This window comes from Acidiphilium rubrum, from assembly GCF_900156265.1.
Classification (GTDB): domain Bacteria; phylum Pseudomonadota; class Alphaproteobacteria; order Acetobacterales; family Acetobacteraceae; genus Acidiphilium; species Acidiphilium rubrum.
On record NZ_FTNE01000019.1, the window covers coordinates 56,663 to 66,032 of the forward strand.

Here is a 9,370-nt window from a genome sequence, read left to right on the forward strand (position 1 = left end):
ATCAGGTACGGCCGCTCAGGCCGTCGGCAAAATTGTCACCGATTGTCGCGATCGTTGTAAGATTTGGCTGATCCTGCTCAGCCATACGGATGACCGCATTAGCGACCGATACGATCTGAGCACGTAACGGCGCCGGCAGGGGATTCAACGGGTCGAGATTCGCAGCCATGACCGTGCGCCACAATGTTACCGTACCAGCAAGCGCACGGGTACGGCTGAGATCGTCCGACGCGCTGCGCAGCAGGGCACTAAAATGGCGGAAAACATCCGCATCTTGATCACGCGGGCTGCGGAGCGCAGAGGCAGTATCATAGGCTTTCACCATACGGGTTGATGAAGACATGTTCGATCCTTTTTGATCATTGATGGGTCTGCAGTACAGCGGTCTCATGACGCATGATGCGACGTGCGAGTTTGAGCGCCTCATAGCAATCATCGGCACGGGCGAACGCCAGCGCCTTGTCGAGAATTTCACGCGCCAATGCCGAAGTCGTCACGGCCTTGAATTCCTCGATCAATTCCTGCGCACGCACCAGCGCGGCGCTGCGTTCATCCTCGGTGCCGATATAGGCGGTCTGCAGTGAGAAATAGATCCGCTTCGCCGGCGAATCGACTTCATCGGGCCGCAGGATTTGTTTACCGAACATAAACCGGGCCTTGGCGGTCAGTTCGATGCGCGACTTCGTGCGGAATCTAATCGGGGCGCCGTTCAGCACCATGATATCGCCCTGACGAAGCTCGAGTACCAGCACGGACATTCTGTCTACCTCAGCTGAGCGGGGGAACGATCTCCGGCCCGCCGAGGCGGCCCGGAGATCACGCGGTGGGTTAGATCAGCTTCGTCAGCAATGAAGGAGACTGATTGGCGATCGACAGCGCGGTAGTGGCAAGCTGCTGCTGAATCTGCAGCGACTGCAACTTCGCGGACTCCGCGGCCATGTTGGCATCGACCAAGGCGCCGAGCCCGTTGCTGAGCGCGTCCATCTTGTTCTGGTTGTAGGTTACCTGGTTGTTGATCTGGTTGGTCAGGTTACCATAGGTATTCATGTAGCCACCCATGGAGGTAACGGATGAGGTCATCTGGCCCGTTGCTGTGAGAAAAGCCTTGACCGTCGCGGCGTTGGTAAGGTTGGTGGTCAGGGAAGCGCCGATCGTGCTCAAAGACTTGTAGACGCTGTAGACACTCTGGGATGTGATCGTGAGGGTACTGCCGTTCGCATCCGTCGCCACAGAGAGACTCGTCCCGCTGAACTTCGCAATCGTGTTGCTCAGCGTCCCCGAAGCGCTACCGATCAGGCTTATACCATTGTAGTTGGCGCCGGTAACGAACAAGGCGATGTTCTTCAGCTGCGACGTGAATTCCGATGCGTATTGCGATCTCTGGCTGGACGACAGTGTCCCGGTCGACAGGTTGACGAGCGTCTGATCCATGCTCGCCATCAGGTTGGAAATGTTAGTTAGCGCCGTGCTGGTGGTCTGCACTAGACCCGACACGTCGCCGAGCTGCTGGTTGGCCGCGGTCAGGCCGGACATGGTGGTCCGGACCGACTGGGCGACGGCATAAGCGGCACCGTTGTCGGACGCGCTGTTGACCGAATAGCCGGTCGAGACGGCGGTTTGCACCGTCTGCAGCGAAGAGTTGATCGAGTTGAGGGTTTCGACGCCGACCATGGCGGCCGAATTGGTGATGATGGACGAAGAGACAATGCCGGACATAGTATTTTCCTTAGGTACGATTTATCAGATGATCTGCATTTTGCAGAGCTGACGCATATTGCGCCAAGGTTGTTAACGTCCGATGAATCAATATCACTTAGATATATTGAGTGAGCGACATTGTTTTCATCGCGGCGATCAGTTGATACGAGGCCTGCAACTGGGTCTGCGTGGACGACAGATTGGCCAGTGTACTCGTCATGTTGACTTGGTCGTAACCGGCGAGCTGGGTCGTCAGCGCCGTCGCTGTCTGTTGCAGGGTGGTCGCCTGGGTCGAGATCAGGGCCTGATTGTTGCCGAGCGCACCGGCATCGGACGCCATCGTGTTGATAGCACCAGACAGGGTTTTGACCATGCTCGCCGCGAAGCCAGCGAAATTCGCACTCCCGGTTTGCGCAGTCGTAACACTGCCGATCGCGGCCAGACTCGTCATGATGTCGTTCATGTAGGAGCCGGTGGTGGTCGAGCCGATCGATGCCGGGATCAGCGTGTTGGCATTGGCGACCAGCCCCGTAGTGATCAGCGAAGCGCCCGCACCGAGCACCTGGGGCGGTTGCAGCGTGCCGAGCGCGCTGTTGAACGGTGTGTTTAGCTTGCCCGCGCTGATGGCTGCGGCGGCCGCATTCGGGTTGGACGTCAGATTTTGTACAGCAGTCTGAATACTGGTATAAAATAACGTAGACGTCATCGAATTCGGGTTCGATATTGGTGGCACGCCGCTGTTCTGCCCGCTGAAGACGTAAGCCGCGCCATCCTGGGTGTTGAGCAGGTTGCCGATCTGGCTCAAGGCCTGACGCGCCATCGAGGCCGATGTCAGCGCCCCCTGCGGCGTTGCCGCATTGACGGTTTGGAACTGCGACAGCACGCTCGATGCGATCTGGCTGATCGCGGTAATGGTGCTCTGCTGGACCTGCATCTGCCCCGCGACGGCGTTGAGATTGGTCACGGTAGAATTGATGCCGGCGATCTGCGGCGCGATCGACAAGGCGCCCGCCGCCGACCCCGGTGTCGCGTTATCGAGCCCGGCGTAGGTGCCGGCGACGTAGCCGGTGGTCGATTGCGTGGTCAACTGGTCGAGCTTGGCCGATGTTCCCGATGCCTCGGCGATCAATTGTTGCATCAGACCATAAGTGCCGCCGGTGATGCCGGAAATGGAACCGCTCATGAAATCATGGCCTCCTGGGCTGCCCACATCTGCTGGGCGATGGTGACGACTTTGGCATTCGCCGCATAGGCGTTCTGCAGCGTGACCAGCAGGCCCATCTGTTGATCGATGCTGACACCGCTGGTGGAAGACGCCTGGTTGGTCAAAGCGGTGGATAGCGATGCGGCCGCGGTGCTGGCGGTCTGGGCGTTGCTGCTGAGTGCTGCCTGATTGGCGGTCACATTGGTTGCCGCTGTCGCGAGGGTTCCGCCCGGCGCCGTGGCCGCGCTGCTCAAGATCGCGCTGATCACGCCGGTGAAGCCGGCATCACCGGTGGGGTTCAGCGCGCTGGCCGGTGTGCCATCGCGTACGAGCGATGGCGTCGCGACGACTTGGGGATTGACGGCAATGACACTGGCGAAGCCGGAGGCCGTTGAAGGAACATTGCCGGACGGATCGGAAAACAGGGTGAGACCGGTGGCGGCAAAGCCGCTTGCCAGGGATTGGGCGAAACTATCGAGATTGGATTGCAGGCCCGGCAGGGTGGTGGTCGCCAGTTGCAGGCCGGCGCCGATCGATCCGGCGGTGAACGTACCGGTTACAGTCTGGCTGCCGAGCGTAATGATCGGCGGGTTGCCGCTCGCTTGGAACGCGCTGGCACCGGCCGTTGGCAATTGCTGGCCGGAGGGCGTGTAGAGCGAGATGGCACCACTGGGCTGAGCGATGGATTTGGCACCGGTGAGCGAGGCGATGGTCTGCACCAGGGCATCGCGCTGGTTCTTGAGATCGGCGGTGCTTTTGCCCTGCTGGCTCAGGCTGATGATCTGGTTATTGAGCGTACCGACCTGGGTCAGTGAGGTGTTCAACGATGTAATGCCGGCGGCCACACCGGTCGATGCGGTCTGCGTCGCATTGCCGATCGCGCTGGAAATGGAATTGATCTGGCGCGCGAGCGTTTGCGCGCTGGCGACAACGGCGGATTGCTGCACCGTGTTGGCCGGATTGGTCAGCAGCGTGGCAAAGCCCGATTGAAGATTGCCGAGCAGACTCGACAGATCGTTGCCCTGGCCCGGCGTGCCCATCACCTGATCGATGCCGGACAAGGATTGAGCCGTGGTTTGCTGAAACGACTGATTGCCGACCGCGGCGTTGACCTGCGCCTGCATGCTGGCGTTGACCAATTGGGTCGCCGGTCCGCTGATCACGCCGCTTCCCAGGCCCTGTGCAGATGTCGCGGTCAGCGTTGCCGCTTCGGCCGAATAGCCGGCGGTGTTCGCATTGGCGATGTTTTGCGACACCACAGCCAGCTGCGCTTGGATCGCGGCGAGGCCGCTATTGGCGATTGAAAGTCCGGTTCCGATGCTCATGACGATGATTATCCGCCTAAATAGTTACTGAACCATGTTCACGACGGTGGTTAATAACTGCTGCGCCGTGGTGATCACCTTGGAATTGGCGGTATAGGCCTGCTGCGCGGTGATCAGGTTGGTGAACTGGGTCGCGATGTCGACATTGGAGCTTTCGGTCGAGCCGGTGACCAGCGCATTGCCGTTGCTGCCGACCGGGTTGATCGTTGCGGACCCGGAACCCTGGCTTGCAGTATAGATCTGACCGCTCTGGTTTTGCAGTGCATCCGGCGCATCGAACGTCGCGATCGGGATCTGGGCGACAGCCTGGGAGAAGCCGTTATTGTAGTTGACGGTGATGTTGCCTTGCGTATCGATCGAGAGATTGGAAAAATTGCCGGGCGGCGTGCCGTTCTGCGAAGCGCCCTGGAGGTTAAGGCTGGTGCCGGCGTATTGCGTCAGCCCCGCGGTGCCACCGAACCTGCCGAAATCGAGCGCGATATTCTGGGTGCCGTTGCCGAAATTGGCAGGAATCGTCAAAGTTGCTGGTTGCCCGGCCGTGTTGGCCGATGCCGCAGCATTGGTGGTGGTGGTACTCAAAGCGCTCAACGTACCATCGCTCCCGAATGTCATGCTCGCATTCGCGATCGGGGCCTTAGCAGTACTCCCGCCAGGATCACCAGGCGCATAGACGGCCAAATTCCATTGGTTGGTACCCGTCTGCGTCCAGCTCAGATTGAGCTGCTGCAGATTGCCGAGCGAATCATAAATATCGACCTGCGTATTGACCGGCGATGTCGCAGGCGTCGTCGGCAGGGAGGCGGATAAACTGACGCTGCTCGTCGCCACCGGCGGCGTGGTGGCTTGAGAAATCTGGATCGGTGCCAGGGACGAGGTGTTGACGACACCGGTTGCGGTGTCGATCGGCCAGGCGTTCAGATAGGCACCCGCGCTGTTAACAAGGTAACCCTGCTTGTTCAACGTGAAGTCGCCCGCCCGGGTATAGTATTGCTGGCTCTGAAAACTCTGCGTCGTACCACCAGCCGTGGCGCTGGCCGCAGGCTCGCTGACATTGAAAAAACCTTGTCCACTAATCGCCAATGCCAGCGGGTTGGTGCTTTGCGTGACCGTTCCTTGTACTGTGTTGGTGTAGCTTGGCCGGGCGATTACCGAGTCGGCACCGTTGCTGCTGGGTGAACTCTGGACGAGATAGTTTATGAAATTGGTATCGACCCCTTTGTAGCCGGTGGTCTGGCTGTTGGCGATGTTATCGCTGATGTTGGTGAAGGCGCTCGACTGCGCCTGCATGCCACTGACCGACGTATCCAATGCGCCAAAAATCGACATTCTGTCCTCGTTGCTGGAAAGGTAGCGGTTTTACTGTTAGCTTGTTGCGACCTGACAAGACCGCGTCAGGAAAGGCGAAACGTGCAACGGTGCTTGCACGATCCATGCCAGCGCCCGGATATGCGGATTTGGCCGCTACCACGGCCGCAAAACTCCCCCCTACCCGGCAGTTTTCGCCGGGTTGTCCATATCCGCCCGGCAAAATATGCCGGGCGACCCGACTGAGCACCCCGATTTATTGGCAAATGCTAATGATCGCCCCGGTCGGCCGTGCGGCGCTGGTTGGCAGGGTTCTTGCAAAGTACGCGGCATGACTGGTCTTCCCGCCGCAACCAACGCTCTCATCCCCACCGCCGCCGTGAAACCGGCGCCGGCGGCGACCCCGCCCGCACCCGGGCCATCGGCAGCATCCCCCGCCGCGGCGGCGCCCGTCGCGCCGGGCGCCGCTGTCCCGCTAAAGACGACTGGAGCGTTCAGCCAGACGCTGTCGGCTGTGTTACCAGTCAAGGCAGGCACCGCCGATCAAGCAAAGGTCGCCGAACCCGCGATCGCGTCAAGAACGTCGGCGCCGCCATCCAGCGCCGATGCGCCGAAGGGGCTGAATACCGCCCAATTGGCGGTCGCTGCCGGCACCACGGCTGGCCTCGGCGATACAGTTACCACTGCAGCAACCGCACAGGCGGCGGACGCGGGCGTTGCGAGCGGTCGCAAACCAGTCGGAAGCCCCGGGTCAGCAGCCGACAAAACGAAAGCCAAGCTCGTCACGGCGCACGCGCCAGACAGCAGCTTGGCGCTACCAGTGACGCCCGCGCCCCAGCCCGTAACGCCGCCGGTCGTCGCAATACCGCCGACCGCGACGCAACCAACAGCACCGCAGACAATGCCCCCAACGCCGATTGTCGCAGGTCAACCGCCAGCACGTCCAATGATCGGGCCGGCCGGGATCGCCAGCCAACCAGCATCCAAAACCGGAGCGAGCGGCTCAAACCCTATCGTATCGGCCCTGCCTACGCCAGCCGCATCCGCGAAGCCAGCGGCGACAGCCGTGGTGCCAGACGCGGTCCCTGGACAAGCGGCCGTTGTCCCCGCAGGCGCACCGAGCGCCCAAAACACGTCGCAGGGGGCACCGGCGCCCACTACGCCGCAGCCATTGGTCGGAGATCATGGCAATTCGACCCTGGGAACCCTTACGCCGGCCAATCGACTCGCTAACCCAGCTGCAACACCTGCGCTCAATGCCACCGAGCCGCTCCCGCCAAGCGTCCTTGCAAGCGGATCAAGTTTCGGCGGCGCACTAGCCGTCGCGGCAAGTGCGGTCCCGCCATTGAACGGCGCCGCACCACCACCGCTTGCGGCACCAGCGACCGCCGCGGCTTTCCATGCCGCCACGCAGCAGGTGGCGGCGGCGATGGTCGGCGTTGGTCCCCTCGCGGCGGATGCCGGCGGCACGCGCCTCATGATCGCGATGGCGCCGCCCGCGATCGGGATGGTCAGTATCCAGATCGACCGCGCGGCCGACGGCACATCGGCGATCGCGGTGGCCGCAACCCATCCGGTCACCCTAGCGGCGCTCCAGAACGACCATGCGGCGCTCGACCAGATGCTGACCCTGGCCGGGATACCGGCTGATCACCGCAGCGTCACGTTTCATCTCGACGCGCCGCGCCCCGATGGCGGCGCGGGTGCCTCACTGTCGCAAGGCGGCACCAGCCAAGGCGGCGGATCGCTGGGGCAAGGGGCTGGGCGTCAGTCAGGCGGTCAACCCGCGCAGGGCAGCGCGCAAACCTACGATCGTCTGGGCCATGCTGCGGCGCATCTGGCCGACAGCACCGTTATCGGTGGCACCGCACCGCAGTCCAACCTTCAGATGCGCCGTTTCGGCGTGAACATGATGGCCTGACCAGGCCGTGACCCGACCAAAGGAACCGTAAAAATGTCCGGCACAATCGCTTCAGTCGCCTACCAGCAAAGCCAACTGACCGCAGCGGCCAACGCGGCAGCAGCGGGGTTGACCAATACCGGATCGAGCGCGGCCAGCTCTGCCGGCGGCACGAGCCCGACCACCGCTTCGGCAACCGGCACCGGCGCGTCGAGTTCCTCGGCCAGCGGGGGCGCTCTCGGGGCGCTCTCCAGCAACTACAATAACTTCCTGACAATGCTGACGACACAGCTGAAAAACCAGGACCCGTCGAGCCCGATGGATTCCAGCCAATTCACCTCGGAGCTGGTGCAGTTTTCCAGCGTGGAGCAGCAGATCAACACCAATTCGAGCCTGGGACAGCTGATCCAACTGACCCAGGCTGGCGACCTGACACAGGCGAGCGCAATGCTCGGCAGTCAGGTCACCGCAACATCCAGCCAGCTGCCGTTGCAGAACGGCAAGGCAAGCCTGAGTTTCACCGCCCCGGCCGCCGAACCGGTGGCGATCGCGGTCTACAACAGCGCCGGCACACAAATTTTGGATACCGCACTCACCGCGACCCAGGGCAGCAATACGTGGAACTGGAACGGCAAGGATTCCAGCGGCGCAACCGTGCCGGATGGCGCGTATACCGTGGCGGTGATGGGTCAGGGCAGCAGCGGTACCGCAACGGCACTGCCCTTCACGGTAACCGGCACGGCAACCGGGGTGAGCAGCGGCAGCAACGCAGTATCGCTCAACCTCGGCGCCCTGTCCGTGCCGTTCACCGCAGTCACCAGCGTCAGCAAGGCCGGCACGACGACCGGCGGCTGACGGCGATCAGTCCTTGTCGTGAAAACAATGAGTGCCGTGGGTGACCGCGGCGCCAGCCCGCAACGCGGCCGTCACCATGATGGTCTCAGCCAATTCGGCATCGGTCGCGCCGGCCGCGCGAGCCTTGCCAACATGGATTTCGATGCAATAGGGGCATTGCGTGGTATGCGCGACGCCAAGCGCGATCAGCTCCTTGTATTTCACCGGCACGGCACCGTCGGCCATCGCGGCGGCATCGAACGCGGCGAATGCCTGCATCGCCTTCGGGGCGTGGGTACCGATAGTGGCGAGATGCTTGATGTTCTTCATATCGTACATGGGTGGTTTCCTGTTGTTGTTCGTTAGCGTGCCGGCGACGTTGAATCGCATAAGTTCCATCCAAGGCCGGACGGGTTTTATGCGGCATGTCGCTTATGTCAACCGGACAAGCACGCCGGAGCAGGACCGCCCGGAGTCAATACCTACTCTACTGCCACGAACCTGAAGACGGATCGCCAAGCAGCTTGTATCAGGACCCCTACCGCACGCGCGGCCAGGCTGAAAATCACATCAAGGCGTGAAAGACCCATCGCGCAGCCGACCGCACCTCGTGCTCGCGGGCCAACGCCAACCAGATGCGCCTATTCCTGCACAGTGGTGTGTATCGGCTGATGTGGACGTCTCGCTCCCTGATGCAGCGTCGCCCACGCTGGCGCGGCATCCAGTTCGATATCTCGCGCCTCCGCCTGATCAAACGCGCCGTCCAGGTCGAGAGTAACCATCCGGTCTGAGCCGCCTGCCGCTACGGGAAGAAGCCGCTCATAAGAGCGCTGCTATGAGCTGATTCATATGCAGGGAGCTGTGGCGGATGGAGATCATCACGGGGACTGAGCGCCGGCGTCGCTGGCGGGATGAGGACAAGCTTCGGATTGTCGCGGAAGCTGAGGCACCGGATGCTGTATTTGCCTTGGTGGCACGGCGGCACGAGATTTCGCGAGGGCAGTTGTGGAAATGGCGCGGGCAGGTTCGGCGCGGTGAGTTGGCGCCGGTGCGGGTGGAGCCGGAGTTCATTCCGGTCCGCGTGATGGCGAGTGCGGCGCTGTC

The 9,370-nt window shown here is 61.9% G+C and carries 10 protein-coding genes and 1 pseudogene; 4 read left to right on the forward strand and 7 right to left on the reverse strand.

Going from position 1 to position 9,370, the window contains the following annotated elements; translation table 11 throughout:
* Position 1: 1 nt before the first annotated feature.
* From BW994_RS13590 to flgE, 6 genes are all read right to left on the reverse strand, one after another.
* Positions 2-343, reverse strand: a complete 342-nt coding sequence (locus BW994_RS13590; RefSeq protein ID WP_162176806.1) for a flagellar biosynthesis regulator FlaF — start codon at positions 341-343, stop codon at positions 2-4.
* Positions 344-359: 16 nt separating this feature from the next.
* Positions 360-758, reverse strand: coding sequence for a flagellar biosynthesis repressor FlbT (locus tag BW994_RS13595; RefSeq protein WP_029312603.1), 399 nt, complete (start codon positions 756-758; stop codon positions 360-362).
* A 70-nt stretch (positions 759-828) separates the two neighbouring features.
* Entirely contained in the window at positions 829-1,716 is an 888-nt protein-coding gene (locus BW994_RS13600; RefSeq protein WP_029314138.1) for a flagellin, read from the reverse strand.
* A gap of 97 nt (positions 1,717-1,813) precedes the next feature.
* Positions 1,814-2,881 carry a flagellin gene (locus BW994_RS13605; RefSeq protein ID WP_029314139.1) on the reverse strand — a complete coding sequence of 356 codons (1,068 nt, stop codon included), beginning with the start codon at positions 2,879-2,881 and terminating at the stop codon, positions 1,814-1,816.
* Entirely contained in the window at positions 2,878-4,227 is a 1,350-nt protein-coding gene (flgK, locus tag BW994_RS13610) for a flagellar hook-associated protein FlgK (RefSeq protein WP_029314140.1), read from the reverse strand. The genes BW994_RS13605 and flgK overlap by 4 nt, the downstream gene beginning before the upstream one ends.
* Positions 4,228-4,251: 24 nt before the next feature.
* On the reverse strand, positions 4,252-5,553 hold the full coding sequence (gene flgE, locus BW994_RS13615) for a flagellar hook protein FlgE (protein ID WP_029314141.1): 1,302 nt from the start codon (positions 5,551-5,553) through the stop codon (positions 4,252-4,254).
* A 1,324-nt stretch (positions 5,554-6,877) separates the two neighbouring features.
* Here flgE and BW994_RS13620 point away from each other — a divergent pair.
* Together BW994_RS13620 and BW994_RS13625 are read left to right on the forward strand one after the other, a co-directional pair.
* Positions 6,878-7,453, forward strand: a complete 576-nt coding sequence (locus tag BW994_RS13620) for a hypothetical protein (protein ID WP_051657653.1) — start codon at positions 6,878-6,880, stop codon at positions 7,451-7,453.
* A gap of 33 nt (positions 7,454-7,486) precedes the next feature.
* Positions 7,487-8,287 (forward strand): flagellar hook assembly protein FlgD, encoded by an 801-nt coding sequence (locus BW994_RS13625; RefSeq protein ID WP_029314143.1) that lies wholly within the window; start codon positions 7,487-7,489, stop codon positions 8,285-8,287.
* Between the two features lie 6 nt (positions 8,288-8,293).
* Here BW994_RS13625 and BW994_RS13630 read toward each other — a convergent pair whose 3' ends face one another.
* Complete coding sequence (locus BW994_RS13630) at positions 8,294-8,605, reverse strand: carboxymuconolactone decarboxylase family protein (protein ID WP_029314144.1); 312 nt, start codon at positions 8,603-8,605, stop codon at positions 8,294-8,296.
* A gap of 120 nt (positions 8,606-8,725) precedes the next feature.
* Here BW994_RS13630 and BW994_RS18910 point away from each other — a divergent pair.
* Together BW994_RS18910 and BW994_RS13640 are read left to right on the forward strand one after the other, a co-directional pair.
* Positions 8,726-9,042 (forward strand): annotated as a pseudogene (locus BW994_RS18910) (transposase); the annotation flags it as partial.
* A 92-nt stretch (positions 9,043-9,134) separates the two neighbouring features.
* Positions 9,135-9,370, forward strand: a 236-nt coding sequence (locus BW994_RS13640; RefSeq protein ID WP_139334113.1) for a transposase, incomplete at its 3' end; no start/stop codon positions are given.

Coding starts and splice junctions, on each gene's coding strand:
- flgK (WP_029314140.1), bottom strand. CDS start 4,227: ATGAGCATCGGAACCGGACTTTCAATCGCCAATAGCGGCCTCGCCGCG.
- BW994_RS13595 (WP_029312603.1), bottom strand. CDS start 758: ATGTCCGTGCTGGTACTCGAGCTTCGTCAGGGCGATATCATGGTGCTG.
- BW994_RS13630 (WP_029314144.1), bottom strand. CDS start 8,605: ATGTACGATATGAAGAACATCAAGCATCTCGCCACTATCGGTACCCAC.
- BW994_RS13590 (WP_162176806.1), bottom strand. CDS start 343: ATGTCTTCATCAACCCGTATGGTGAAAGCCTATGATACTGCCTCTGCG.
- BW994_RS13605 (WP_029314139.1), bottom strand. CDS start 2,881: ATGAGCGGTTCCATTTCCGGCATCACCGGCGGCACTTATGGTCTGATG.
- BW994_RS13600 (WP_029314138.1), bottom strand. CDS start 1,716: ATGTCCGGCATTGTCTCTTCGTCCATCATCACCAATTCGGCCGCCATG.
- BW994_RS13625 (WP_029314143.1), top strand. CDS start 7,487: ATGTCCGGCACAATCGCTTCAGTCGCCTACCAGCAAAGCCAACTGACC.
- flgE (WP_029314141.1), bottom strand. CDS start 5,553: ATGTCGATTTTTGGCGCATTGGATACGTCGGTCAGTGGCATGCAGGCG.